The sequence below is a fragment of the Myxococcus sp. MH1 genome (assembly GCF_059738865.1).
This window is the reverse complement of sequence record NZ_AP026947.1, coordinates 10,444,580-10,470,755: the sequence shown is the minus strand read 5'-3', so window position 1 is coordinate 10,470,755 and position 26,176 is coordinate 10,444,580. Positions and strand designations below refer to the sequence as shown.

At 71.4% G+C, this 26,176-nt stretch carries 19 protein-coding genes; 11 read left to right on the top strand and 8 right to left on the bottom strand.

Annotation, left to right across the window (positions count from 1 at the left end; translation table 11 throughout):
* Nucleotides 1-107 precede the first annotated feature (107 nt).
* The 5 genes from AC6JA9_RS41490 (at nucleotide 108) to AC6JA9_RS41470 (ending at nucleotide 4,905) form a co-directional block, all read left to right on the top strand.
* Nucleotides 108-464, top strand: a complete 357-nt coding sequence (locus tag AC6JA9_RS41490; protein WP_267698805.1) for a rhodanese-like domain-containing protein — start codon at nucleotides 108-110, stop codon at nucleotides 462-464.
* Nucleotides 465-792: 328 nt separating this feature from the next.
* Nucleotides 793-2,376: a bifunctional metallophosphatase/5'-nucleotidase gene (locus AC6JA9_RS41485; RefSeq protein WP_497958805.1), complete on the top strand. Its 1,584-nt coding sequence runs from the start codon at nucleotides 793-795 to the stop codon at nucleotides 2,374-2,376.
* Between the two features lie 41 nt (nucleotides 2,377-2,417).
* Nucleotides 2,418-3,458, top strand: coding sequence for a YeiH family protein (locus tag AC6JA9_RS41480; RefSeq protein ID WP_223750859.1), 1,041 nt, complete (start codon nucleotides 2,418-2,420; stop codon nucleotides 3,456-3,458).
* Between the two features lie 23 nt (nucleotides 3,459-3,481).
* Nucleotides 3,482-3,937, top strand: a complete 456-nt coding sequence (locus AC6JA9_RS41475; RefSeq protein WP_267698807.1) for a DsrE family protein — start codon at nucleotides 3,482-3,484, stop codon at nucleotides 3,935-3,937.
* Nucleotides 3,938-4,107: 170 nt separating this feature from the next.
* Nucleotides 4,108-4,905 (top strand): sigma-70 family RNA polymerase sigma factor, encoded by a 798-nt coding sequence (locus tag AC6JA9_RS41470; RefSeq protein WP_267698808.1) that lies wholly within the window; start codon nucleotides 4,108-4,110, stop codon nucleotides 4,903-4,905.
* A 22-nt stretch (nucleotides 4,906-4,927) separates the two neighbouring features.
* Here AC6JA9_RS41470 and AC6JA9_RS41465 read toward each other — a convergent pair whose 3' ends face one another.
* Both AC6JA9_RS41465 and AC6JA9_RS41460 read right to left on the bottom strand, forming a co-directional pair.
* A complete protein-coding gene (locus tag AC6JA9_RS41465; RefSeq protein ID WP_497958804.1) occupies nucleotides 4,928-6,577 on the bottom strand; it encodes a phospholipase D-like domain-containing protein in 1,650 nt (549 codons plus the stop codon).
* 125 nt (nucleotides 6,578-6,702) lie between these two features.
* Nucleotides 6,703-7,665 carry an alpha/beta hydrolase gene (locus tag AC6JA9_RS41460; protein ID WP_497958803.1) on the bottom strand — a complete coding sequence of 321 codons (963 nt, stop codon included), beginning with the start codon at nucleotides 7,663-7,665 and terminating at the stop codon, nucleotides 6,703-6,705.
* A 777-nt stretch (nucleotides 7,666-8,442) separates the two neighbouring features.
* Between AC6JA9_RS41460 and AC6JA9_RS41455 the strand changes: the two genes are divergently transcribed.
* Together AC6JA9_RS41455 and AC6JA9_RS41450 are read left to right on the top strand one after the other, a co-directional pair.
* Nucleotides 8,443-13,218 carry a YdeI/OmpD-associated family protein gene (locus AC6JA9_RS41455; protein WP_497958802.1) on the top strand — a complete coding sequence of 1,592 codons (4,776 nt, stop codon included), beginning with the start codon at nucleotides 8,443-8,445 and terminating at the stop codon, nucleotides 13,216-13,218.
* Between the two features lie 3 nt (nucleotides 13,219-13,221).
* Nucleotides 13,222-13,560 carry a hypothetical protein gene (locus AC6JA9_RS41450; protein ID WP_223785880.1) on the top strand — a complete coding sequence of 113 codons (339 nt, stop codon included), beginning with the start codon at nucleotides 13,222-13,224 and terminating at the stop codon, nucleotides 13,558-13,560.
* A 181-nt stretch (nucleotides 13,561-13,741) separates the two neighbouring features.
* Here AC6JA9_RS41450 and AC6JA9_RS41445 read toward each other — a convergent pair whose 3' ends face one another.
* Both AC6JA9_RS41445 and AC6JA9_RS41440 read right to left on the bottom strand, forming a co-directional pair.
* On the bottom strand, nucleotides 13,742-14,395 hold the full coding sequence (locus tag AC6JA9_RS41445; RefSeq protein WP_497958801.1) for an SDR family oxidoreductase: 654 nt from the start codon (nucleotides 14,393-14,395) through the stop codon (nucleotides 13,742-13,744).
* A gap of 92 nt (nucleotides 14,396-14,487) precedes the next feature.
* Nucleotides 14,488-15,702, bottom strand: coding sequence for a phospholipase D-like domain-containing protein (locus tag AC6JA9_RS41440; protein WP_497958800.1), 1,215 nt, complete (start codon nucleotides 15,700-15,702; stop codon nucleotides 14,488-14,490).
* Between the two features lie 133 nt (nucleotides 15,703-15,835).
* Here AC6JA9_RS41440 and AC6JA9_RS41435 point away from each other — a divergent pair, with 133 nt between their 5' ends.
* From AC6JA9_RS41435 to AC6JA9_RS41420, 4 genes are all read left to right on the top strand, one after another.
* Nucleotides 15,836-16,390 (top strand): DUF2378 family protein, encoded by a 555-nt coding sequence (locus AC6JA9_RS41435; RefSeq protein ID WP_473568377.1) that lies wholly within the window; start codon nucleotides 15,836-15,838, stop codon nucleotides 16,388-16,390.
* Nucleotides 16,391-16,427: 37 nt separating this feature from the next.
* Nucleotides 16,428-17,084: an exopolysaccharide biosynthesis protein gene (locus AC6JA9_RS41430; RefSeq protein ID WP_223750868.1), complete on the top strand. Its 657-nt coding sequence runs from the start codon at nucleotides 16,428-16,430 to the stop codon at nucleotides 17,082-17,084.
* Nucleotides 17,085-17,234: 150 nt separating this feature from the next.
* On the top strand, nucleotides 17,235-20,777 hold the full coding sequence (locus AC6JA9_RS41425; protein WP_483579160.1) for a serine/threonine-protein kinase: 3,543 nt from the start codon (nucleotides 17,235-17,237) through the stop codon (nucleotides 20,775-20,777).
* Complete coding sequence (locus AC6JA9_RS41420) at nucleotides 20,770-21,654, top strand: methyltransferase domain-containing protein (protein WP_223750870.1); 885 nt, start codon at nucleotides 20,770-20,772, stop codon at nucleotides 21,652-21,654. Before AC6JA9_RS41425 ends, AC6JA9_RS41420 begins: the two co-directional genes overlap by 8 nt.
* Here the strand turns inward: AC6JA9_RS41420 and AC6JA9_RS41415 are convergent.
* Genes AC6JA9_RS41415 through AC6JA9_RS41400 form a run of 4 tightly spaced genes read right to left on the bottom strand, consistent with a single transcriptional unit; the run spans nucleotide 21,644 to nucleotide 26,140 of the window.
* On the bottom strand, nucleotides 21,644-22,483 hold the full coding sequence (locus tag AC6JA9_RS41415; RefSeq protein WP_223750871.1) for an SDR family NAD(P)-dependent oxidoreductase: 840 nt from the start codon (nucleotides 22,481-22,483) through the stop codon (nucleotides 21,644-21,646). The two genes, AC6JA9_RS41420 and AC6JA9_RS41415, sit on opposite strands and share 11 nt — an antisense overlap.
* Nucleotides 22,480-23,256 (bottom strand): lysophospholipid acyltransferase family protein, encoded by a 777-nt coding sequence (locus AC6JA9_RS41410; protein ID WP_223750872.1) that lies wholly within the window; start codon nucleotides 23,254-23,256, stop codon nucleotides 22,480-22,482. The genes AC6JA9_RS41415 and AC6JA9_RS41410 overlap by 4 nt, the downstream gene beginning before the upstream one ends.
* A complete protein-coding gene (locus AC6JA9_RS41405) occupies nucleotides 23,253-24,221 on the bottom strand; it encodes a 3-oxoacyl-ACP synthase III family protein (protein ID WP_223750873.1) in 969 nt (322 codons plus the stop codon). Before AC6JA9_RS41405 ends, AC6JA9_RS41410 begins: the two co-directional genes overlap by 4 nt.
* On the bottom strand, nucleotides 24,218-26,140 hold the full coding sequence (locus AC6JA9_RS41400) for a patatin-like phospholipase family protein (RefSeq protein WP_473568371.1): 1,923 nt from the start codon (nucleotides 26,138-26,140) through the stop codon (nucleotides 24,218-24,220). The genes AC6JA9_RS41405 and AC6JA9_RS41400 overlap by 4 nt, the downstream gene beginning before the upstream one ends.
* Between the last annotated feature and the right edge of the window lie 36 nt (nucleotides 26,141-26,176).

The window sequence follows — 26,176 nt, the reverse complement described above, 5'->3', positions numbered from 1 at the left end:
CAGGACGCATGCCAGGGCGCTGAATCCTTTTGCCGCCGTCCTGGCTCTGACCGGGCTGAACCCACACTCCCGGGGGCACTCCGCCTCCGGTGTCGGATGGAGCCGTCATGAAGGTCGCCCTCGCCGTCACCGCCGCCCTGCTCGTGGGGCTGGTCCTCACCGCCTGCTCACACCTGCGCGCGGGAGACCCCGCCGTGGCGGATGAGGCGCGCCGCCGGGTGGAGGCGGGGGCCACGCTGGTGGATGTCCGCTCGCCCGAGGAGTTCGCGGACGGTCACCTGCCGGGCGCGGTGAACATCCCGGTGGGGGAGCTGGCGCGGAGGCTCGGCGAGCTGGGGCCGCCGACCACCCCCGTGGTCGTCTACTGCCGCAGTGGCGCACGCAGCGGCCGCGCCGAGCGTCTGCTGAAGGAGCAGGGGTTCCAGGATGTCCTCGACCTGGGCCCCATGTCCGCGTGGCGGTGAGGCGCGTGGTGCAAAGGCGTCACGGCACTTCGGCGCGGGGCCTGTCGCGGCGCGAAGCAGCGAGGTGCTCCGCATGGCGTCCCGTCCGCGCACGAGCCTGGGCGCTCCTCCGAGGTGGAGGTTCGAGGTGGAGCGCTCCTGGTCGGGAGCGTCGCGACGCTTGCGGTGTGTCCGTCCGGTCGGCGCGCGCCGTTGAGGCGGTCCCGTTCCCCGGGCGCCTGGACGCCTCGTGGCGGAAGCCCGAGGGACACGCCTTGGGCCCGGGAACTCCGCGACGCATGAGACGTGTCCTCCCCGGCGTCACCCGCCATCCCTCACCAGGTGCTCGATGAAGTTCCGTCCCCTGTTCGCACTGCTCGCGTTGGTCTCCGGTTGCGCGGCGTCGCCGAAGTCCGCCGCGCCGCCCTCGAAGCGTCAACAGCTCACCGTCCTCTACGTGGCCGACCTGCACGCGCAGCTGCGCGCGCACCCGGAGCTGTTCTGGCGCGACGGCGAGGAGCGCATCGAGCTGGCGGGCGGCTTCGCGCGCCTGTCCGCGGCCATCCAGCGTATCCGCGCCGAGCGGGGTGGCGACGTGCTGGTGCTCGACGGCGGTGACACGATTCAGGGCTCGGGCGCGGCGGCGCTCACCGAGGGCCGCGCGCTCATCGCGCCGCTCAACGCCCTGGGTCTGGACGGCGCGGTGCCGGGGAACTGGGAGGTGGTGTACGGCCCCCAGGTGCTTCGCCAGCGCGCCCGTGAGCTGAAGCATCCGCTCTTCGCCGCGAACGTGCGCGACGCGGCGAGCGGCGAGCGGCTCTTTGCTCCCTCGCTGGTGAAGGACGTGGGGGGCGTGAAGGTCGCCGTGGTGGGCTTCACGGACCCGGACGTCCCGCGTCGACAGCCGCCCGGATACAGCCAGGGGCTGCGCTACGACGGCCCGGAGGCGCTGCCCACGCTGGTGCGCGAGGCGCGCGAGCGCGACGGCGCGCAGGTGGTGCTGTTGTTGTCCCACGTGGGGCTCGCCAAGGCCGTGGGGCTCGCGGCCCGGGTGCCCGGCGTGGATGTCCACCTGTCCAGCGACACGCACGAGCGCACCTATGCCCCCATCGAGCAGGCGGGCACGTGGGTGGTGGAGCCCGGCGCGTTCGGCTCCTTCCTCGGCCGGCTGGACCTGTGGCTCGAGGAGGGGAAGGTGGTGGACCGCCGCTGGGAGCTCATCGAGCTGACCGCGTCGCGCTTCCCCGAGGACCCCGAGATGGCGCGGCAGGTGGAGGCCGCGCTCGCCACGCACGACGAGGCGCTCCTGGCGCAGGTGGGCCACACCGACGTGACGCTCGCGCGCTACGCGGTGGTGGAGAACCCGCTGGACAACATGCTGGCGGACGCCATCCGCGCCGCGGGCGGGACCGAGATTGGCCTGTCCAACGGCTTCCGCTTCGGCACGCCGCTGTTGCCCGGGCCCGTGCGCGAGGCGGACCTGTGGAACCTCTTCCCCGTCACCAACAAGTTGAAGACAGGCAAGGTGAGCGGCCGCCAGCTGCGCGCCTTCTGGGAGCAGGAGCTGGAGAACGTCTTCGCGAAGGACCCCGAGCATCGCTTCGGTGGATGGCTGCCGCGCCCCTCGGGGATGACGGTGCGCTTCCGCGCCGCCGCACCCAAGGGCCAGCGTGTCCTCGCGCTCGAGGTCGCGGGGGCGCCGGTGGTGGACTCGCGCCTGTACACCGTGACGGCCTGCGAGCGCGACGGCGACGCGCCGGACATGCTGTGTCGAATCCCCGGCGCGCTGGAGCCCCGCGTGCTCGACCTGGACGCGCACGAGGCGGTGCGCCGCTTCCTCGCCGGCGCGCCTCGACTGAGCGACGCGCTGGAGGGCCGCGCGGTGGGCGAGGACCTTCCGGCCGTGCTCCGCACCCAGCAGGTCTCGCGGTGAGCCCCGCGCCGGACCCACGACGTCACGAACCCGGGCATGAGATGACCGCACCTGTCGCCGCTCCCTCCTCGACCGTCGTCACCGAACCCCAGGCGATGTGGCGCCGACGCCTGCCGGGCCTGGGGCTCGCCGCCGCGCTGGCGGGCGTCAGCTACGCGCTGGCGCTCCTGCCCGGCCTGAAGGTGGTGGGGCCGCTCACGGTGGCCCTGCTGCTGGGCATCTCGCTGCGGACGTCACTGGGGCTTTCGCCCGTGTGGAGGGAGGGCACGCGGTACGCGGCGCGCACGGTGCTGCGGCTGGGCATCGTGCTGATGGGGGCGCGGCTCGACTTCGGGCTGGTGGCGAAGGTGGGCCCGCGCGTGCTGATGCTGTCGGTGGCCGTCATCGTCGTCGGCATCCTCGGCATCCGGTGGGTGACGCGGCGCTTCGGCGTCCCGGAGAAGCTGGGGACGCTGCTGGCGGTGGGGACGTCCATCTGCGGCGCCAGCGCGGTGGTGGCCGCCAGCTCCGTCACGCGCGCGGAGGAGGAGGACACCACGCTGGCGGTGGGCCTGTGCGGCGTCCTGGGCACCGTGGGCGTCCTCTTCTACGTCTTCGTGGGGCCGCTCCTGGGGCTGAGTGACGCGCAGCTCGCCATCCTCTCCGGGGCCACGCTGCACGAGGTGGCGCAGGTGATGGCCGCGGCCTTCACGTTTGGCGCCGACGCCGGGGACCTGGGCACGCTGGTCAAGCTCACCCGCGTGGTGCTGCTGGCGCCGGCGCTCGTGGTGCTGGGGCTCGTCTCCGGGGTCGGCGGGAAGGTGCGCTACTCGCTGAAGGAGCCGCCCATCCCCTGGTTCGTCATCGGCTTCCTCGCGGTGGGCGTGCTGGGCACGGTGGGGGTGGTGCCCGCCTGGGCCCGGGCGTGGCTGTCCACCGCCAGCGTCTTCCTCATGGTCCTGGCCATGGCGGCCATGGGCCTGGGCACCCACCTGAGCATGGTCCGCCGCGCGGGCCTGCGCGTCGTCTACGCGGGGCTCGTCGGCTTCGCCGCGCTGGCCCTGTTCGCCTGGGGCCTCATCCACCTGCTGTCCATCCAGTAGTCCTCCCGCCGGAGTCCGTCCCGATGAATCGCCTCGTGTTGCTGCTCGTCACCTCGCTCGCCACCGTCCCCCTGGCCGCCTCCGGCTCGACGCCCTCCGAGGCGCGGCGGACGCCCGCGCCCCAGGGCAAGCTCGTCTTCGTGGCCACCACGGGCCTGGAGGACCTCGGCACGCTCTCCAGCGCCTTGCGCCACGCCAGGAGCGCGAAGGAGTCGGGGCACCTCTCGGACGTGGTGTGGCTCACCTACGGCCGCGCGGTGGTGGCGCTGGACCCGACGGTGAAGGCGGTGCCGGAGGAGGTCCGGCAGGCGGCCCAGGCCGCGAAGGCCGCGGGCGTGCGACTGGTGGCGTGCGGCACCGCGCTCCAGAAGTTCGGCATCGACCCGAAGAAGCTCCAGCCCCAGGCGGAGGTGGTGGACAATGGGGTGGCGGAGCTGGCGCGCCTGGTCGCCGAGGGGTATCAGCTCATCCGTTACTAGCGAGGCCGGGGCGAGCTGGCGCGCCCGGGGGGACCGCCCGAGCTCGCGGGCGGGCGCTCGGGCCCGTGGCCTCGGTTGCCGGGCGCTGCTCGCCGAGGCTGGCAGGGGAGGGCCCTCCAGGAAGGCGCGCAGGGGCTCCGACGTTCTTTCGAGGAGGAGGTGGGAGGCGGATGTCGACGCGAACCGACGAACAGTTGATGGAGGCCGCGCGCTCGGGAGATGGCGAGGCCCTGGACGAGGTCCTCACCCGGCACGAGAAGCAGGTGTATCGCTTCGGGCTGCGCATGTGCGGCTCGGAGGAGGACGCCAAGGAGGTCCTCCAGGAGACGCTGCTGTCGGCCTTCCGTGGCCTCCACGCGTTTCGCGGCGACGCGGCGCTGTCCACGTGGCTGTTCCAGGTGGCGCGCACGCACTGCCACCGCCTGCGCCGTCGTCGTGTGGGCGCGCCCGAGGACTTCCAGCCGCTCGACGCGCCCGAGGCCTCCAGGGTGGCCGCGGACGGGGCGACTCCGGACCAGGTGTCCCAGGTCCGGCAGCTGGGGGAGGTGTTGCAGGCGGCCATCCTCGCGCTGCCGGAGGCGCAGCGCGAGGTGCTCATCCTCCGGGACGTGGAGGGGCTGACGGCCGAGGAGGCCGCCGACGTGGTGGGCATCGAGGTGCGCGCCCTCAAGAGCCGGCTGCATCGCGCGCGGATGCTGCTGCGCGAGCACCTGGCCACCCTCCTGGGCCAGGAGGGCCCGGGGCAGCAAGCGGGGTGTCCGGAGCTGGCGCGGGAGCTGACGGAGGAGCTGGACCAGGCCGCCTGCATCCGCCTGGAGGACCACCTGTCACGCTGTCCTCGGTGCAACGAGGCCTGCGACGCGCTCAAGCGCACCGTCTCGTTGTGTCGGCGCATCCCCGGAGACGCCGTCCCCGCCCCGGTGCGCGCCGCGGTACGGCAGGCGCTGGCCCGCGCGGTGCCGGCGTGAGCCGCCGGGCCGCGCCCACCGCTCAGATCATGTTCCCCGCCGCCCACGAGCCCCACGCGGTGAGGCTGGTGTAGCTGACCTGCAGGTCCGCCAGCGTGAGCGGGACGATGTTCACCTTGCCGTCCGTCTTGCCCACGTTCTGCTCCGCCGCCGCGCGCCACTGGTCGACGTTCTTGGGCATCCCCCAGTGCTCGAAGATTTCCTCCCGCATCGCCTTCACGAACGCTCCGTCCTGGATGACGGCGCTCACCTCGGCGTCGAACTGCATGCTGCGGTAGGTCCAGTTGCTGCTCCCGATGAAGGCCAGCTTGTCGTCGACGATGGCCACCTTCGAGTGCACATACGGCGACTTCCCCTTCGCGCCGTTGAGCAGCGGTGAGTACATGCTGAAGGACTCGGACTCGATGGCCGTGATGTTCTCCAGGTACTCCCACGTCCCCAGCCAGGCCGTCTTCAGCTTCCAGTGGACGCCCCGGTTCATGAACTGCGACGCCGGACGGAACGGTAGGTTGGGATGCTTCCACGACTGCATCAGCGAGTCGTCCCCCGCATGCAGCCGCTTCTCCAGGTCCGTGATGTACGTGTCGTTGTCCAGGCAGCCCGTCTTCTGGACCTGCGGCGACGGCGGCAGCAGCAGCGAGCGGCCGCTGAGAATCCATCCCTCGTAGCGCAGGCTGCAGTCCTTGAGGTCGCTGGCCTTCACCTTGCCGGCGCTCTTGGAGGTGAAGCTGGTCATCCCCGCCATCGCGATGGCCCGGAAGGCGAAGTTCATCACGTACGCGTACCCGCTGTAGTCCCCGAGCACCGTCTCCTTCGGGTGTGGGACCATCAGGATGATGCGCACCCCGCGCGCCGCGGCGGCGACCAGCGCGTCGATGATGCACGGGTCCGTCAGCGCCTGGTTCTCCATGTAGACGAACTGCTTCGCCTTCTGGATGTGGCCCACCAGCTCCTTGCGGATGTCCCGCTCGGCCTTCTTGCCCTGGATGTCCGTGGTCACGAACGTCACGGCCTTGCCGCCGCCGCTCCTGTCCGGGGTGTGGGGCGCGGCGGGTGGCGTCTTGCCCGCCCACAGCTCCGACCAGTAGTGCCCCACGACGCGGTGGATGTCTCCCTTCAGGTGCACGGCCGCGTCGTGCCAGTGATTGGCCGCGTCATGCGTCGTGGCGGACTTGTAGTCCTCGCCCAGGTTCATCCCGCCCAGGAGCAGGTCCTCGCTGCCGGAGGTCTTGAACAGGGCAATCTTGATGTGGAGGCTGGTGAAGGGGTGCAGCGCGGTGCCCGCGTACGAGTGGTATTTGAACTCCAGGCTCCCGTCGGGGAACTTCCACTCCGTGAGCAGGTGCTTCCACTTGTCCAGCCACGCGGTCCAGTCCTCGCGCCAGAAGTGGTGATGCGGCACGAAGCACTCGGACTTCCAGCCGTTCCACAGGATGACCTGGACCTTCACCCCCGCCTTCGCGGCCGAGGAGAGCGCCTGCGCGAGCGTGCGCTGCGGCGCTCCGTCCACCGCGGGCAGCGTGAGTGACGGGTCCGCCTTCCAGTATGCCAGGCGGATGGTGGCGCCCTTGCCGTCCAGCTCCGCGCGGCGGATGTGCCGGTGCAGCTCGAGGAAGAACTTGTCACCGTCGAGGATGAAGTTCGCGGTGTCGCAGCTGGTGTCGACGCGCATCGTGGGGGCGTGCCGGTGCAACCCGGGGGCCACGCGCGGGGGCCGGGGGCGCGTCGTGACGCGACACGCCTCCGGGGGCTCTCGCGTTCAAGCCTGACGCAGGTGCGTTCCCGCGTGACGCCGGGCTACTTCCCCTCGAGCTCCGCCGCCCAGATGTCCTTCACGCCGCCGATGTGGTCGAAGGCGCAGTGGGTCGCACCGGCCACGACCTTCTCCTCCAGCGGGAAGGCGTAGCCGCGGAACGCGGTGAGGCTGGCCTGGATGTCGGTGAGGTGCTCGTCCTTGTCACCGTAGGCGTAGACCAGTCGCGTGGAGCCGCGCAGCTCGGGGCGCGTGCTGTCCCAGTCCAGCTTGCCGCCCCAGGGCGCCTCGCCGCCGCAGCCCAGCGCGTACACGCCCCGGTAGCGGTCGCCGTACCTGGGCAGGAAGCTCGCGGTGAGGAACACCGAGCCACCCGAGGAGCCGCCGAAGAGGATGGGCTCGTTGATGATGTTCCAGCCCTTGCGCAGGGCATCGAGCACCTCCACCAACGTGGCCGCGTTGTCACCCGCGAGGTCGCGGTCGGCCTCCGTCCCCTCCACGGCGCAGTTGGTCACCGAGGGCTTGGTCCACCACGCGCACTTGTTCGGCGCCAGCACGGAGACATAGAGCGTGTCGTTGTCGTAGGCCCACGGCGCCTGGAGGCGCGGCGCGGTGTCCCCCGTGTGCGCCCGGGCCCCGTCGCCGTGCAGGTAGACGGCCAGATGCATCGGCGCGGGGACGATGCCCACCCGAGGCTCGATGATCTTCAGCTCCGCGCCCGCCACCTGCGCGACGCAGTACGGATACGTCTGGTTGTTGCTCGTCACCGAGCTGGTGCGCTCACAGGGCAGCTTTCCCGAACCTCCAGAGGTCCCCGGGCCCGCGTCCGGCTGGGGCGTGGGGCCTGCGTCACCCGAGCCCGCGTCCGTCCCCGCGTCGGTTCCGGAGTCCGAGCCATCGGGTGTTCCCGCGTCCGAGCCGGCGTCCGGCGTGGGCGTGGGGTCGGGGTCGTCCGAGCAGGCGGTGAGGGACAGGACGAGGAGGGCGGAGGCGAGGAAGCGGAGCATGGCGTGTCTCGACAGAGGAATGAGAACGGCTCCAGGCTACCGCGTCCCCACCCACACGGCGGCGTTATCCGCCACTGAGTTACCCCTGCCAGTGTTCACCGGTGGCCCTTGGGGCGTCCGTGCTCGTGTCGGGCCGGCTTGCGTGGACGCGGTGCTCGCATCGACGAGGCTCCTGGCGCGGCCCTCCACGCGACAATCCCTTTCATGCCACGCCTGGCAGATGCCTTGTGTCATTCGCCACGTGTACGGGGCGCGACGGCGTCGAGGGCTCGGTGCCGTGGGCGTGACGACCCGCTTCGGGCTCGGCTCGACCGCCGCGCCTCCGCGTCGTGGGGCGACGGCGGACCTCCCCGCGAAGGGCCGGGTGACGGGTCATCGGCGTGGCCCCGTGGGCTGGGCTTCGATGGGACGCCGTGGCTGACCGCACCGTGAGAGGGCGTCGATGCGCTGAGCGGCCGTTCATTCGTTCAGGACTTCACGCTCGTCCGCTCGTTCTGGCCTTGTTGGCAATGGTCATGGAGGGGCCCCAACGGTTCCGATGAGGCTGTCTTTCGACGGTGTCTACATATGCGGGGCCTCAATCAATCCCTTGCGGGCTGGAGGCGCGCACTGCCGGTCGCCGTGGCATGTCGCTGTAAGTCCTTGATGGGAGGCTGTCAGACCGAGGGGCAGGCGTGTGGGACGTCTGGCGCTGAAGCCTGATAGTCATCACCCGGCAATGATCGGAACGCCTCGCATCCGGGGAGGGAACGTTTTTTCCCTCCTTCCGATAATGAGGTGTCGATTCAGAAGGAAAAGGGGAGCGCCATGAGTCTGGCACCTACGGGTGGAGCAGGGTCTTCGAGCGCGGCCGCGGCGGCCGAGGCACAACGCAGGGCGGCAGAGGCGGCGCGCAGAGCGGCGGAAGAAGCCCGTAGGGCAGCAGAAGCGGCACGCAAGGCGGCGGAGGCGGCACGCAAGGCGGCGGAGGCGGCACGCAAGGCGGCGGAGGCCGCGCGCAAGCAGCAGGCGGAGGCGAAGAAGACGGCGGAGGCGGCGAAGAAGGCAGCGGAGAAGCCGGGCCAGAAGCCGGAGGACGCGAAGAAGACGCAGGCGGACGCGGCCGCGGCCGAGAAGGCGAAGAAGGCGGCGGATGAGAAGGCGGCCGCGGCGGCGAAGAAGCTGCAGGCGGCGGAGGAGCAGGTGGCCTTGTCGGCGAAGAAGGCCGAGGAGGCGATGGGGAAGGCGAACACGGAGGCGGTGAAGGAGAAGAAGCCGCAGCCGTACAGCCAGAAGGACATCGAGAGCGTCAAGCCGAAGAAGAACGAGCTGGTGTCGGCGTTCGACGGGACGGCGCGCAAGGCGGAGCTGGAGAAGCTGCTGGGGACGACGGCGCCACCGCCGGAGAACTCGGTGAAGCCGGTGGAGGGAGAGAAGCCGCCGGAGGCGCTGGACGCGCTGGACGCGAAGGATTTGCAGGACGCGACGAAGCTGAAGGACGGGGAGAAGTACAAGGACCCGTCGTCAGGCGCGACGTACGACGTGAAGAAGAACGCGCTGACGGGCGACACGACGCTGTCGGACGCGAAGAGCGGGAACACCGTCACGGTGAAGAAGGACGGCAGCTACACGTCCACGGTGACGGCGAAGGAGAAGGGGAAGGAAGGGGCCACCGGCGAGACGACGTGGACGAAGACGTCGGACGCGCAGGGGAAGACGACGGGGCTGGAGTCGAAGAAGAGCCAGACGCAGCAACACCCGGAGACCGGTGCCACCACCACGTCGTCGACGACGAAGTACGACGTGTCGAAGTCGCCGCCGAAGATTCAGAGCCGCACGGAAGAAATTCGGATGGAGAAGCCGCCGGCGTCGCTGGCGAACCGTCCCGGGACGCCGAAGGGCCCCGCGACGCAGACGACGCAGACGGACTACAACGAGTGGGGCATCCCGACCAGGCAGGTGAAGAAGACGGAGATCAAGACTCCGGGCTTCAACGCCGACGCGGTGAACGGCTTCGAGGCGGCGCAGAACAAGGCGCTGAACGACGCGTCGAAGGGTGAGGACCACCACAAGACGAACAACGCGCCGACGTCGCTGAAGCCGGGGGAGTCGAGCCTCACGGTGACGGAGGAGACGAAGTACAACGCCAAGGGCGAGCCGGCGGTCTCCACGCAGAAGACCGAGTCGGTGGCCACGCAGCCGCTGTCCTCCGACAAGAACGGCAATGGCGTGCAGGTGGTGCGCAATCAGCAGGAGGTGACGCGCGGCCCGAAGGACGCGGTGCTGACGGACTCGCTGCCGGCCGTGTCGCAGAAGACGCCGGGCAATGTCACCAGCAAGACCACCGTGACGGGGTATGACCCGGACGGCTCGCGCTTCGACGAGGGCCACGCCAATCGCACGCAGACCGTCTCGCAGTCGTCGGGCACGGTGGATGCGAACGGGCAGTTGCAGATGAAGCACCAGCCGACGGAGGTGAAGAGCCTCCAGGAGGCGGGTGACAACCGCTGGAAGTACGACCACGTCGGCTTCGATGTTGATGCGAATGGCCAGGTGAAGAAGGACCAGGAGCCGAAGGAGCTGGACAAGGAGCGTCAGCTCCCCTGGTACGAGGACGCGAAGGACTTCGTCACCGAGGGACTCGGGGACCTGGCCGGGATGGCCGGAGACTTCGCCAAGGATGCGCTGGGCTTCGCGAAGGACGTCGTCCTCAAGCCCATCGACATGGCCATCGACCAGATCACCGCCCCCATCGAGGGCGCGGTGGCGGACGAGATCAAGAAGCTCAACAGCCCGGGCGATACCATCACGCTGAGTGGCAACCTCGACGTGAAGGTCGGCCTCAAGGCCGGCATCGACGGCGAGGTCGAGGTCGAGAAGACCGCCGATGGGAAGTACCAGCTGTCCGCGGAGGTGACGGGGGATGTCGGCGTGGGCCTGGTGGGCTCGGCGTCGGTGTCCGCGGGTGGCCGCGTGGAGATGAAGTTCGACACACCGGAGGAGGCGGCGAAGGCGGCGGTCATCCTGGGCAAGGGACCCGCGGCGCTCGCGTCGGGCGGTGAAGACCACAAGTTCATGCTCGACCACCTGTCGGCGATGGAGGTGAACATCGGCGCCGAGGCGGAGGCGGGCCTGGGCGGCAAGTTCGGTCCCGCGAGCGCGGAGCTGTCGGCGAGCATCGGCGCGACGACGAGCTACCGGGTGGAGTTCGACAAGGGCAAGCCGACGAACCTGGTGCGCTCGATTGAAATCGAGGGCTCCGGCGCGGCGAGCATCGCGGGCGGCCTGAAGGGCAAGGCGGGCATCAACATCGGCGGCGAAGTGACGGGCTCCGTGAGCATGGAGACGTCGATTCCGCTGGATGCGAGCAAGGTGGACGCCAAGGACATGCTGGCGTTCATCGCGAGCCCGGCGACGGCGGCGTTCGCGGGGCCGGCGGAGACGAGCCTCTCCATCGAGGGCTCCGTGGACGCGGGCCCCGAGGGCCGCTTCTTCACCGCCGAGGTCAGCGGCCTGAGCGGCGAGGAGGTGCAGGCCATCACCAAGAACCTGGTCAACGGCAACTTCGACAACGCGTTCGAGGGTGTGAAGGTCGACGCGCAGTTCACCACGGGCTCGTTCAAGGACCGCGAGCTGGGCGTGGGCGCGAAGCTGGGTGTCGTGGACTTCGAGGTCAACGCGCGCCACCGCGACGTCACGGCCGAGGGCGGCAGCGGCAACGGCGGCACCACGGTGAGCCTGGGCGGTCGTCGGCGCAATGGCACCAACGGCTCCGATGGGTCGAACGGCTCCAACGGGAGCAACGGCAGTGACGGCACCAACGGCTCGAACAAGCCGGGCTCGACGACGGGCACGGACTCCAAGCCGGGGACCACGACGGGGACGGACTCGCGCCCGGGGACGACGACGGACACGCGTCCGGGCACGACCACGAACCCGGAGCAGGCGGGCCGTCCTCCGCAGAACCGCGTGGAGAACCGGCCCACCGAGTTCCGCGTGAATCCCGCGACGGGCCAGCTCATCCCGGTGCCGCGCACGAACGGCCCGGAGAACACGCGCCCCACGCAGCCCGAGGTGGGCACGGACAACACGGGCCGTCCGCCCGTGCCCGTGGTGCGCAACCCCGAGCTCAACGGGCGCACGACGCAGGTCCGCTACGACAACGGCAAGGTGCACATCGAGGCGGGCCCGGACGCGACGAAGGAGGACATCCAGGCGCACATGGAGACCGCGCGCGTCCTCCAGCGCTACGAGGGCACTCTCGGCAAGGTGCGCCAGCTCGTCGACAAGGTGAAGCAGGCCATCACCGGCATGCCGGGGTACGGCACGCAGGGCTTCGAGTCGCGGCTGGAGGTGCAGAAGCTCAACGGCATCCTCAAGAGCCTGGAGGCCACGCAGGCGCAGCTCAATCAGGCGGTCAACGGCGCGACGGGGAAGTCCACGCCCGCGACGGCCGCGCAGCTCAAGGACCTGGAGCAGCGCATCGCCAGCGCCGAGCGTCAGCTCACCGAGCACGCGGCGCAGGTGGATTCGTTGACCTCGGGCCGTGGCTACGTGGCCATGAAGGACGACACCTCCAAGCCCCCCGAGGAGCGGATTCGCGCGGCCCTGGAGAACACGCCCCCCCGGCTCTATCCGCCGGAGCTGCGTGAGCAGTTCACCCAGGACCCGAAGTTCCGCGAGTTCTTCACGTCGATGACTCCGGGTGAGCAGCAGGTCGCGCTCGAGCGCCTGTCCACGCGGCGCTACACGCCCGACCAGCTCACCACGGAGATGACGCGGATGCGTGAGCGGCTCTCCCAGGCCGCGGGTCCGATGAGCCAGGACGCGAACCCCGCGGACCGCACGCCCGAGCAGCGCGCCGAGGTCCTCCGGGACTTCCGCGAGGTGAACGGCAAGGCGGGCATCTACCAGACGTATGTCTCGGACTCGAACCTGGCCGCCAACCAGGCGCAGGTCACCGCCATCCGCGACAACCTGAACGCCTTCAACCCCGACTCGATGATTGTCGTGGAGCGCGGCGGCGCCTTCCTCGGCGACGTGCTGACGCACGGGGACCCGGGGCTGGCGGACAAGACGACGACCATCCAGAAGGCCAAGGGGACCCAGCCCTACGACAAGATCCGCGCGGAGCTGGAGCAGAAGATCGCCAACGGCGAGACGCGCTTCGCCTTCGTCGATGCCTACATGGGGGGTGGCTTCGCCAAGGGCCTGCAGAAGGTCCTGGAGGATGTCAGCAAGGCGCACCCCGACAAGGACCTGCAGTTCCGGGTCGCCTGGATGCGGGAGGAGCTTGGGTTCGAGGAGCAGGTCCCGTCCATCGGGAGTGATGACGGCCGTCCGACGCTGAGGCTGCCGAGCTCCGGGCTGCCGGACTCGGGGAACATCAGCCACCTGGAATTCAACGTGCCGCTCGTTATCGGGGATGACGCCCCCGCGCTTCAGGACACCCGCGTGCCCGGCCAATCGATTAAGATCTTCGACAGCGAAGGGCGGCTGAAGGTCGTGAATCCACGGGAAGGTGAGAGCACACGCGAGTTGATCATCCGCGTGCTCAACGGAGAGGACAGCTAAGTCATGGCGCTGGCATGTCGCGAGTATGTGACGCCCTATCGCGCGGGCACGAGGAAGGACGACTACGAGCGGCTCGTGGCGCTCAAGCAGGCGCTCGACCCCCTGCTGCAACAGCGCAAGAGCCTGCGCTTCAAGGCGAAGGCGTTCCACAAGGTGGAGGAGCTGGAGGATGAGCTGCTCGACCCAAAGGCCATCCTGAAGGTGTCCGGAGGCGAGCTGCCGGTCATCTGGTTGAACCTGACCTACACGCCCGGAGACGTGACGGCCGAGGCGCTGCAGCCGCTGGAGAAGCAGTTCAACCTGCGGCTGCTGGGCGAGTTCGTGGACGAGAAAGCGGTGTGAGCTTCACCGGAGTGCCCGGTTCCACCCGAGGCACTCCGCTGGACTCATCGTTCCTCATCGAGGCCCGGGCGGACTTCCTCCGCTCGGGCCTTCGTTCGTCGAGGGGCATATCTCGGCGAAGCGACCGCGCAGAATGAAGGCACGTCGCCTCGAGCAGGGCGTGAAGTGGCGCGGCCGGGCCTCACCGCCCGGTCGCCGCCACCTCGCTCCAAAGGCTGTCACCCTCGAGCACCGCGCCCAGCGGTGCTCGCCGCTCCGCTACACGCAGCAGCACGGCGGCGAGCTGGTCCAGGTGAATCGGGCGCAGCCCACGCAGCGGCTTCAGCTTCGCCAGCGTGCGCAGGATGGCGGGCGGGTGGTGGTATTCGCCCTCGAACGCGGGCGGCCGCACCACCGTCCACGGGATTCCACTCTCGCGCACCAGCCGCTCCGCCTCGGCCTTCGCCTTCAGATACGCGCCCACCGGCCGGCCCGCGCCCACCGAGCTCAGCAACACGATGTGGTCCACGCCCACGCGCCGGGCCGCCTCCACCAGGTGCCGCGTCGTGCCGATGTCGCTCGTCTCGTACGTGTCCCCGGACCCGAAGCGCTTGCGCATCGTCCCGATGAGCTGGAGCACCGTCGTGCTCCCCTTCATCGCCTCCGCCAGCTCGTCCCCGCGCGCCAGCTCCACCAGCGCCTTGCGCGGCCAGCCCTTCGCCGGCTCCGTCTGGGCGCTCTTCGGACGCACGTGCGCGATCAACGGCACGTCCCGCTCCAGCGCCTGCTTCACCACGTTGCGCCCCGTGGCCCCCGTGGCGCCAGCGACGAACAGAAGACGGGAGGGCTCGGTCATGGCGCGCGGACTCCGACAGACAAGAGGGGAAGAGGCCCGCTCTTTCAGCACACCGGCCCCCTCCTGCCCAGCCCCACGGCGCTCCACCGTGCTCAGCGAGACACCTGCCCCGTGTCCCCCACCTCCCGCGCGCGCGACAGGTCCTCCAGGAAGAACGCCTCCATCTGCCTCGCCGCGTCCAGGTCCTCCAACACCAGCGAGCCCTCCTCCAGGATGTTGAACGACAGCGGGTCGTAGTTGATGGACCCCACCAACACCAACCGGTCATCCACCAACATCGTCTTCGCGTGCATCATCGACGGCTGGTACTCCCAGACGCGCACCCCCGCCTTCAACAGCGCGTCGTACGTCGCCCGCTGCGCCACCGTGATGAACTTCTGGTCGTTGATGTCCCCCGGCGCCAGCACCCGCACGTCCACGCCCGCGCGCGCCCGCTCCTGGAGCAGCTCCGATAGCGGCCCGTTCGGCGTGAAGTACGACTGCGCAATCCACAGCCGCTTCGTCGCCGCGCGCACCAGCAGCTGCGTCAGCCGCTCCGCCCGCGTCACCTCCGGGTTCGCCGTGCTCCCCACGAACGCCGCCCAGCCCTCACCCGCGCCATCCAGCCCCGGCACCGGCAGGGAGAGCGTGGGGAAGTCCTCCGGCGGCAACAGCTCCCCCGTCGTCTCCTGCCAGTTCTCCGCGAACGCCTGCTGCATCTGCTCCACCACCGGGCCCGTCACGCGCGCGTTCGTGTCGCGGTACTCGCGCTCACTCAGGCCGTTGCCCAGCCATTCGTCCTGGATGGCCAGTCCCCCGGTGACGCCCACCCGCCCGTCGACCACCAGCACCTTGCGGTGGTTGCGCGCCAGGTTCTCGTCCGCGGGCAGCGGGCGGAACAGGTGCGCCCGACACCCCGCCGCCTCCAGCCTCGGCTTCACCTCCGCCTCGAACCCCGCGCTGCCGAACGGGTCCACCATCACCCGACACGCCACGCCCGCGCGGGCGCGCTCGGCCATCGCCTCCACCATCCGGTCCGAGGCCCGCCCCGGCCGCCAGATGAACATCACCAGGTTCATGGAGACCTTCGCCTGGCGAACCTCCTCCACCATGACGTCGAACACGTCCCCGTTGTTCGTCCACGTCAGGTGGTTGCCCGGCGCCATGCGCACGCCCACCGTCTGGTAGAGCGCCACCGCGAAGTCCGGCCCGCGCGAGCCCACCTCGCCCTTGAGCTGGAACACCCGCGGCCGCTCCTTCGTGCACGCGACGGGACACCCCGTCACGGCCACCGCCGCCACCACCAGCCACGCCATCCACCACCGCATGCCCCTCCCAGCTAGGCACTCGCGGCCCCCGCTTCACCCCTGGGGACGAGACAAATGTTCACCAGAGGATGTCTCGACCCACCCAGGACCTCGGCAACCTGTCGGATGCGGCGCGCGCTGTCGGCTGGCTAGCATGGCGCCCGCCTTGGACACCCGCGAGCCGCTCGTCTTCCCCCAGAGCTTCGAAGGACTCATCCGCGCGCTGGGAGACCAGCTCGACGAGCGCTGCGTCGGACGGCTCAAGCAGGTGGGCGTCGACACCCAGGGCAAGCTCGCCCCCGCCTATCCCCTGGAGGTGTGGCTGGGCGCGCTCAAGGTCGCCGCTGACACGCTCGCCCCCCACCTGCCCCTGGAGGAGGGCGCCGCCGTCGTCGGTCGCCGCTTCGTGGAGGGCTTCAGCGGGACACTCATCGGCGGGGCGCTGCTCACCACCGTGCGCCTGTTGGGCCCTGAACGCATGCTGGCGCGCATGACGCGCAACCTGCGCACGGGCACCAACTACCTGGAGGCCACGCTGGAGCCCCGTGGGCCCGGGCACTACGCGCTCACCTGCCGCCCCGTCGTGGTGGCGGGCTTCTACGTGGGCCTGTTCCTGGCGGGCCTGGAGGCCAGCGGCGCTCGCCACCCCTCCGTGCAGGTGGTCCGTCGGCAGGGCGAGGAAGCGGTGTACGACATCGCCTGGAGCTGAGCGTCCCCCGCCGGGGCGTGATAGGGGAGCGGCGTCCATGTCCACGATGCCCCCTTCGTCCTCCGCCCGGTTCTCCGACACCCAGGTCCAGCTCTCCACCACGCTGCGCGCCCTGGCGGCGCGACTGCCCGAGTCGCTCACGGTGCGCGAGCTGATGCAGGCGTGCGGCGAGCAGGGCCTGCTGCTCTTCTGCTGCATCCTGACCTTCCCCTTCCTGCTGCCCGTGTCCATCCCGGGCGTCTCCACCGTGTTCGGCGCGCTCATCGTGCTCATCGGCGTGGGCGTGACGCTCAACCGGGTGCCGTGGCTGCCGCGCAAGCTGCAGGAGAAGATGCTGTCGCGCGCGTCGCTGCAGCCCGCGCTGGAGAAGGGCGCGGACGTGTTCACCAGGGTGGACCGGCTGAGCAAGCCGCGCCTGCTCGCGCTCACCCACGGCGCCAGCACCAACCGCTTCAACGGGTTCATGCTCTTCGTCGCCGGCGTGCTGCTGATGATGCCCTTCGGCTTCGTGCCCTTCAGCAACACCCTGCCCGCGCTGGCCGCGCTGTTCTTCGCCATCGGCATCCTGCAGCGCGACGGCTACGCCATCCTGGCGGGCCACGGCATGACGCTGGGCACCATCATCTACTTCGGCGCCCTCATCTTCGGCGCCGTCCAGGGCGGCCGCAGCCTGGCCAGCCTCATGGGCGGCTGATACTCCCGGTGGGTGGGCCTCCTGCCCCAGGGGGCAACGGGAAGTCCGGAGGGTGCCGGGTGTGTAACAACCCGTGTATCACTGTAAGGAAACCAACCCCCCGGATTCCCTGAAACTTCGTTATCATCGCCGGCGGGCGGCCCCCCGCACATGCGTTACATCCCATTCGATGCGCCACAGCCTCGTTCCGAGGAACCCGCGCGCCTGTCCGGCGACGGCGAGGTCGTGGGCGGCCGCTACCGCATCATGGAGTTCCTGGGGCGGGGCGGCGCGGGCACGGTGTGGCGCGCGCAGGACCTGCTGACGGGCCCGGTCGCCATCAAGCGGCTGCACAAGACGGTGGAGGACCTGGTGCGGCTGCCGCCGGGTGAGAACACCCCGTCCTCGGCGGCCCGGCACGAGCTGGCGCTGTCCCTGGCGCACGAGTTCCAGACGCTCGCCTCGGTGCGCCACCCGCATGTCATCAGCGTGCTGGACTACGGCTTCGACGCCGAGCACCGGCCGTACCTGGCCATGGACCTGCTGGAGGACGCGCGGCACCTGGTGAAGGCCGGCGCCCACCAGCCGCTCGACGTGCAGGTGGAGCTCTTGGTGCAGACGCTCCAGGCGCTCGCGTACCTGCACCGCCGGGGCATCATCCACCGGGACCTGAAGCCCGCCAACGTGCTGGTGGCGCGCGGCCAGGTGAAGGTGCTCGACTTCGGGCTGGCGGTGGGGCGCGAGCAGGTGCACCGCGCGCAGCCGGGCGGCACGCCGGGCTACCTGGCGCCGGAGCTGTTCGAGGACGAGCCGCCCTCGGAGGTGACGGACCTCTTCAGCGTGGGCGCCATGGCGTGCCAGATGATTTTCGGGTGGCTGCCCTTCGACGGGAGGGCGCCGGCCGCGCCCGCGGACTTCCCCGAAGCGCTGCACGCGGTGCTCGAGCGCATGGTGTCGAAGGACGCGCGCCAGCGGCCCCGGAGCGCGGACGAGGTGATTGCCGCGCTGTGCGCCGCGACGCGCCGGCCGCTGCCCGCCGAGTCCGTCACCACGCGCGAGAGCTTCCTGCAGGCCGCGCGCTACGTGGGCCGCGCGCGCGAGCTGTCGCTCCTGTCGTCCGTGCTGGACCAGGCGCTGCTGGGGCGCGGGGGCGGGCTCCTGGTGGGCGGGGAGAGCGGCGTGGGCAAGTCGCGCCTGCTCGACGAGCTGCGGCCCCTGGCGCTGGTGCGCGGCGCGGTGGTGCTGCGCGGCCAGGCGGTGGCGGCGGGCGGCAGTCCGTACCAGGAGTGGCGGCCGGTGCTGCGGTGGCTGTCCATCCTCACGCCGCTGGATGACCGCGAGGCGAGCGTCCTCAAGCCGCTGGTGCCTGATTTGGATGGGGTGCTGGGGCGGCCGGTGCCGGACCCGGCGGACCTGGGCGCGGAGATGGCGCAGGCGCGCCTGCTGCAAGTCGTGGAGGACATCTTCGCCCGGCTGACGCAGCCCACGGTGGTGCTCCTGGAGGACCTGCACTGGGCCCACGGGGAATCGCTGCTGCTGTTGTCCCGGCTGGCGGCGCGCGCCACCGGGTTGCCATTGCTGCTGCTGGGCAGCTTCCGCGACGACGAGGCCCCGGGCCTGCCCGCCCAGCTGCCCGCGCTGGACGTGCTGCGCCTGCCCCGGCTGGACGCGGGGGAGATAGCGGTCCTCAGCGAGTCGATGATTGGCCCGGCCGGCGCGCGGCCCCACCTGGTGGAGCTCTTGCGCCGCGAGACGGAGGGCAACCCGTTCTTCCTGGTCGAGGTGGCGCGGGCGCTGGCGGAGGAGGCGGGCGGGCTGGACCGGCTGGGCGACATGCCGCTGCCCGAGCGTGTCTTCGCCGGTGGCGTGCGGCGGCTGGTGCGTCGTCGGCTGGAGAAGGTGTCGGCCAGCTCGAGGGACCTGCTGCGCGTGGCGGCCATCGTCGGACGGCAGGTGGACGTGACGCTGCTGCGGCACGCGGCGCCCGGCGTGGACGTGGAGCGGTGGCTGTCCTACTGCGCGGGGGCGGCGGTGCTGGACGTGGCGGACGGGCACTGGAGGTTCGCGCACGACAAGCTGCGCGAGGGCGTGCTGGAGGAGCTGGCCGCCGCGGAGCGTCCCCTGCTGCACCGCCGCGTCGCGGAGGCGATGGAGGCGGCGTACGGCGAGGGCTCCGCGCGCACGGCGGCGCTCTGCTACCACTGGGGCGAGGCGGGCGACTTCGCGCGCGAGGTGGAGTACGCGCAGAAGGCCGGCGAGGAGGCCCTGCGGGTGGGCGCGTGCCGGGAGGCGCTGCCGTTCCTCGCTCGCGCGCTGGAGCGGGTGTCCCCGAAGGACGCGCTGCGGCTGGGCCACCTGGAGGCGCTGCTCGCCGAGGCGCGCTTCCAGCTGGGCGAGCTGGAGGCGTTCCGCGGCCACGCGGAGCGGGCGCTCAGGCACTTCGGCTGGCCGGTGCCGACGACGCGCGTGGGCTGGGCGGTGGGCACGCTGATGCAGATGGGGGTGCGGCTGGTGCAGAGCGCCCGGCCGGACGCGCAGGGCGTGGAGTCCGAGGAGCGGCGGCGCGTGCGGCGCGTGGCGGGGCGGCTGCTCATGCGGCTCACCGATGCGTTCATCTACGGGCAGGAGGCGCTGCCGGTGCTCTGGTCGGGCCTGCGCATGCTGAACCTGTGCGAGCCCGCGGGCGCGTCCCCGGAGCTGGCGCGCGGCTACACCAACATGGCGGTGGTGGCGGGCGCGGTGCCGGTGCGTCCGGTGGCCGAGGCGTGGGTGGGCCGCGCGCGCGACGTGGCCGAGCGCGTGGGCAGCCCCGCGGACCTGGCCTACGTGCTGTGCCGCAACGCCGTGTACGCGACGTACATGGCGCGCTGGGCGGAGGTGGAGGCGTGGCTGGAGCGCGCCACGGGCATCGTCGACTCGGTGGGGGACCTGCGGCTGGCGGAGGAGTGCCGCGCGCTCTACACCGTGGTGGGGTGCTACCAGGGCAAGTTCCAGCGGGGGCTGCCGCTGATGGACTGGCTGGAGAACTCGGCGCGTCGGCGCGGGGCGCTCCAGACGCAGCACTGGGCGCTGCACTACCAGGCCCACATCCACCTGCGGCTGGGGGACCACCTGAAGGCCCGCGCGGCGCTGGAGCAGACGGTGGTGTGGACGGAGGCGCAGGGCGGCCTCACGGACCGCATCATCCTGGACGGCACGCTGGCGCTGGTGCGGCTGCGCGAGGGCGACGTGGCGGGCGCGCGCGCGGCGGCGGAGAAGGCGCTCGCCAAGCTCACCGCGGGCAAGTCGGTGGCGCACTTCGTCTACTTCGGCGTCACCGCGGTGGCGGAGGTGCTGCTCACGCTGTGGGAGCGCGACGGCGGCAAGGACACGTCCCTGGTGCGGGGCGCTCGCGAGGCGTGCCGCGCGGTGGAGGGCTTCGCCCGGGTGTTCTCCTTCGCCGAGCCCGCGGCGAAGCTGTGGCGCGGCTGTGAGGCGTGGCTGTCCGGCGATGCGCCGCGCGCGCACGCGGCGTGGCGCGACTGTGTGGCCTTGGCCATGGCGAAGGGCACGGCGTACGAGGAGGCCCGGGCGCGACTGGAGCTGGCGCGACACCTCCCCTCGGAGGACCCGTCGCGTGGGCCCCACCTGACACGGGCACTGGAGCGCTTCGAACAGATGGGCACGCGGGACGACGTGGCGCGCGCGAAGGTGCTACGAGGCTCGGGTGTCTAGTGGATTGAAGGCAGGGGATGTCCCGCTGGTGACGTGTCCGGACTGCGGCGGGACGCTGGTGTTCCACGGCCAGGAGGAGGAAGGGCGCCTGGCGTGGGGCTGGCTTCGCTGCGGTGGCTGCGGCGAGCCGTGGCCGGTGAAGCGGGGCCTGGCGCGGCTGTATCGCGAGGACGCGGTGCGCGGCACGGACCGGCTGATGCGCGTCATCTACGACGGGCTGCCCGCGCTGCATGACCCGCTGACGACGGTGCTCACGCCGCTCTTCCAGTCCGTCTCCGAGTCGAAGATGCGCGCGGGCTACCTGCGGCGCTTGGAGCTGGGCGCGCTCCGGCCGCACGCGGACGGCACGCCGCTGCGCATCCTGGAGGTGGGCGTGGGCGCGGGGGCGAACCTGCCGCTCATCCGCCGCGAGCTCGTCACCGGCCAGGAGGTGGAGGTGTGGGGCGTGGACCTGAGCGAGGGGATGCTGGGACGCTGCCAGCAGCGCCTGCGCAAGGGGCGCTACCCGGGCGTACGACTCTTGATGGCGGACGGACACACGCTGCCGTTCCGCGCGGGCCTGTTCGACCGCGTGCTGAGCGTGGGCGGCATCGGCAACTACCGCGACCCGGCCGCGGGCCTGCGGGAGCTTGGCCGCGTGGCGAAGCCGGGCACGCCCGTGGTGGTGGTGGACGAGCAGCTGGACGCGGGCCGCCGCCCCTCGCTCTTCCAGCGCGCCGCCTTCCGGGCCATCACGTTCTACACGCGCGACGCGCACTGCCCCCGGGAGCTGTTGCCCTCGCGCGCCGAGGACGTGCTCGAGGAGCAGGTGTCGCCGTTCTTCTACTGCCTGCGCTTCCGGATGCCCGAGCCCGTCGCCGCGCCCGTCACGGGTTGAGCACCAAATCGAGCAGCCGCAGCGTCATGCCGCCGCTGTAGTCGATGGTGGCGCCGTTGAACCAGCCCGCCTCGTCGCCCACGAGCACGCTGACGAAGTCCGCCACCTCCTCCACCGTGCACATGCGCCCCGCGGGGTTCATCCGCGCGTGGGCCTCCTCCAGCCGGGCCAGCGCCTCGGGTGAGTACACGTGCTTGAGCGCGGGCGTGAGCACCGTGCCGAACTTGAGCAGGTTCACCCGGTGGCCCTTCGCGCCCAGCTCCAGCGCCAGGTAGCGCACGTACATCTCCAGCGCCGCCTTCGACGCGCTGATGAGCCCCGTGTTCGACAGGTGTGTCTCATCCAGGGAGTTCTGCAGGCCGAGCAGCCGCGCGCCCGGCGCCAGCATGTCCGCGGCCACCAGCGCCTGCGTCCAGTACACGAACGAGTGCGCCATGGTGTCGAACGTCCTGCGGATGCGCCGCGTGTGCAGCCGGTCCTCGCCCTCGGACAGGAAGCGCCCCACCGAGGCGCCCGCAATCGAGTGGACGAAGAGCTTCACCGAGCGCGGCCCCGCCACCTCCCGCAGCGCCAGGACGCCCGCCTCCGCCGCCTCGGGCGTGGACGCGTCCGCCTGCCACAGCCGCGCGCGCCGGCCCGCCTCCCGCACCTGCCGCTCCACCTGCGCCGCGTTGTCCGCGTAGCGCCCCCGGTGCACCCCGAAGACATCCAGCCCGGGCTTCTTCGCCACCGCGTGGGCAATCGCCGCGCCCGTGCCCGAGGAGACCCCCAGGATGAGCGCCCAGCGTCGCCCCTGCGTATCGGGGGGCTCCCCTTCCGAGTCCTTCATCTCACCACTGCCTTCCCTGCCACTCGCGCGGGGCTCCGGCCGCGTGCCCGGTCCAACAGCGCCTGCACGGCGCCCGCCACTTCCCCGTGCGCCTGCAACATCGACGCGCGGTCACCCGCGTCGAAGTCCGGCGCCAGGTGACGCGTGAGCGGCTCGCCCACCCACTGCGTCATCTTCACGGGGAAGGGCAGCGACAAGGGCCACACGCCCGTCGCCCCCACCCCCAGCCACAACGGCAGCCGCGCGGGCATCCCCACGCGCCGCCCCAGCGCATAGCCGTCGTTGAGCCCCAGGAATGCGTCATCCATGCCGCTGCCACCCACGGGGACGATGGGCAGCCGGTAGCGCACCGCCAACCGCAGATAGCCCAGCCGCTCGCCCCAGCTCACCCGGTAGCGGTGGCGGAAGCTGCGGCACCCCTCGCGTGTGCCACCCGGTTGCAGCAGCACATGCTCGCCCCGGGCCACCGCCTGGGCGAGCCGCGCGTCATCGCCGGTGACGAAGCCCAGCCCGTCCGCCACCGCGCGCATGCCGGGGATGCGGTCGAACGCACCGTGCGCCACGCCGTGCGGCAGGTAGCCCAGGCGCTCGTGCAGCGTCACCGTCAGCATGCACAGGTCCACCGCCAGGGGCCGCCCGTGGTAGCCGACGATGAGCTTCGCGCCGGGCCGGAGCAGCGGCTCCAGGTTCACCACCTCGTAGCGGTGGTAGCGCTGGAGGAGCTTGAAGAAGCCCAGCCACGTGGCGAGGGGCAGACCCCCGGCGCGTCTCATCCCCCCACCTGGTACAGCACCGCGCCGTGCGCGACGCCCGCGCCCACGCCCACCAGCAGCACGCGGTCCTTTGGCTTCAGCCGCTTCGTGCGCCACAGCACGTCCAGACACGTGGGCAGGGACGCCGAGCCCACGCTGCCCAGCGTGTCCACCACGCGCACGCTGCGCCGGGCCTCCACGCCCATCGCGTCCAGCACCGCGTCCAGCATCCGCCCGTTGGGCTGGTGCGTCAGCACCCACTCCACGTCGCGCAAGGCCACCTTCGCCCCGTCGAGCACCTCGCGTGTCGCGCGCACCAGCGCGTCCAGCGCCACCCGCGTCATCTCCTTGCTGGGCGTCAGGAAGCGCATCCGCTCCAGCCGGCCCGTCGCATGCGGGTTCTCCAGCACCACGTCCGTGGGCAGCGAGCCGTCGTTGCCCAGCGCCACGCCCAGCACGCCCTCGTCCGGGCGCCCCGTCCCCAGCACCGCCGCCGCCGCCGCGTCCCCCAGCACCAGGTAGGGCCGCGGGTCCTCCGGCGTCGTGGTGCGCGACAAGAGCTCCACCGACACGATGCCCACCGGCCCCAGCCCCGTCGCCACCGAGCGCGCCGCCAGGTCGAACGCGCTCAGGAAGCCCATGCACGCGTTGCTCAGGTCCATCGCGTCGCAGCTGCCCGACAGCCCCAGCGCCGCGGCCACCCGGTTCGCCGTGGCCGGCGTGGTGACGTCGCCGCCCATGGAGCTGACGCAGAAGATGCGCTTGAGCGCGCGCGCCGGAAGCCCCGCCGCGTCCAGTGCGCCTCGCAGCGCTTGCGCCGCCACGTCCGCGGCCTGGGTGCCCGGCGGCGCGAAGTGACGCGTGTGGATGCCCGTCTTGCGCATCACCTCGGCCACGTCCCGCCCCACGCGCGCGCACAGCTCCGCCGTCGTCACGGCGGGGCCCGGTCTCAGGCTCGCCGTGCCCAGGATTCTCACGGGAATCATGCGGCCTGCTGGCCTCCGCGGTGCCGGCCGTTCGGGCCACAGTGCGCGCGCATCTGCTCCCAGTGCGCCTTGAGCTCGGTGAGCCTCTCCGCCAGGGCTTCGTCCGTGGCGGCGCGCTCCAGGATGTCTCGCGCCTTGGTGAACTCCATCGCCGTCCTCAGCGGAGTGTCCGCTGACTGGATGTCGTAACTCACGTCCGCCATCAAGCTCTCCGCGTCGCCGCTGCGATGCAACAGCAACACACCGCTGGCGACCAGGTCCAGCGCCCTTGAGACAGGATTGAGATTCGCCAGGAAGCGGCCCGCGCGGGATTGCGGCATCCACGCCGGCTCGCGCACGCCGAAGGGGAAGATGTTGCTGGAGAACACGAGGTCCGCTCCCGCGCTCACCAGGACGTTCGCGGGCACCATGCTGGTGAAGGCCCCGTCCACGTAGCGTGCGGGAGGCACCACCGTGGGCGCCCACATCCCGGGCGCCGACCCGCTCGCGCGCACGGCCTGGGCCACGTGGCCCCGCTCCAGCGCCATGCACTCGCCGCGCGTCAGGTCCGTGGCCACGGGCAGGAAGTGGATGGGCAGCTCCTCCAGCCCCACGTCGCCCAGGTCCCCGGTCACCAGGTGCTCCAGCGAGTACGTGGTGACGACGGCCGCCATCGCCGCCAGCGACAGCCGACGGCGCATGGCCTGCTCCTCCAGGCGTCGCAGGCCCGACAGGCCATTGTGTCCATCCAGCGCCGTGCCACAGAAGTACGCTCCCACCAACGAGCCCATGCTCGAGCTGCTGATGAAGTCCACCGGCACGCGGTGCTCCACCAGCCAGCGCAAGATATGCACGTGGTAGAAGCCCCACACGCCGCCGCCGCTGAGCGCCAGCCCCACGCGCCGGTGGGTGATGGCCCGGGCCCAGCGCGACAGCGCGTCCCGCTCCGCGCAGCCCAGTCGCAGCGCCGCGAGCGGACGGTCGTCCACCTCCAGCCCCTCCAGTCGTCCCACGTCCAGCCTCAGCCGGCACGGCTGCAACACGTGCGTGCCCGCGCCGGGCCTGTCCTGGGGCCGCCCCTCCAGCGCGGCGCTCCGGGGCGGGCGCACCGGGTCGATGAGCACGGTGGGCAGCACCCGGCCTTTCGCCAGGCGGAACTCGCGCGTGGGCTCGTGGCGCGGCACCAGGGCCACGTGCTTGTCCACCAGGAGCGCGCCCTCCGCCAACTGGCACCCGTCGAGGAACACGTAGTGCAAGTCGCCCTCCCGGGCGAACTCGCGCAGGCGCTCCAGACCCAGCCGTCCCGGGGCGCCGCGCTGGGGGGCGGGAACCCAGGCGCGCAGCACGCCGTCCGCGCCCTTCACCGGCGCGGGCTCGCACGTGCCCGGCTCCGCGGTGCGCACCAGCAGCACCCGGTCCTTGAAGTCGTGGGTGATGACCTTGGCCACCAGCTCGATGAGCCGCGACAGCGGCGCGCCCGTCACCTCGCTGGAGAAGGTGACGACCTCCACGTGGGGCAGCGGGTCCGGCTGCCGGGGGGGCTCGGCGTGCGCCAACAAGCGCTTGAGGTCCTGTCTCAGGCCCGCGCGCGCGTGGACGAGCGCCCACACCGCGTCCCTGGGGAAGAACAGGCCCTTGCAGGTGGTGGCCGCGCGCGCGGTGACGGAGTAGTGGCCGCCCATCAACGCCTCGAACCCCAGCGGCGTGCCGGGGCCGAGCGTCAACAGGAGCTCACCGTCGCGGCGGGCCTCCAGCTCTCCCTCCAACAGCAGGAAGAAGCCGTGGGCCTCCTGGCCCTCCTCGCACAGCACCGTGTCCTGCGCCCAGGCGACGTCCCAGGCCAGGTCGAGCAGTTGGAGGAGGACGGTGTTGCTGGTGTGGCGCAGCGCGGGAGCGCGCTTGAGCGCATACAGCCGACGACGCTGGACGTCGAGGGGCATGGAGCGGGCCATGAATCGACGGAGGATAGCGAACCC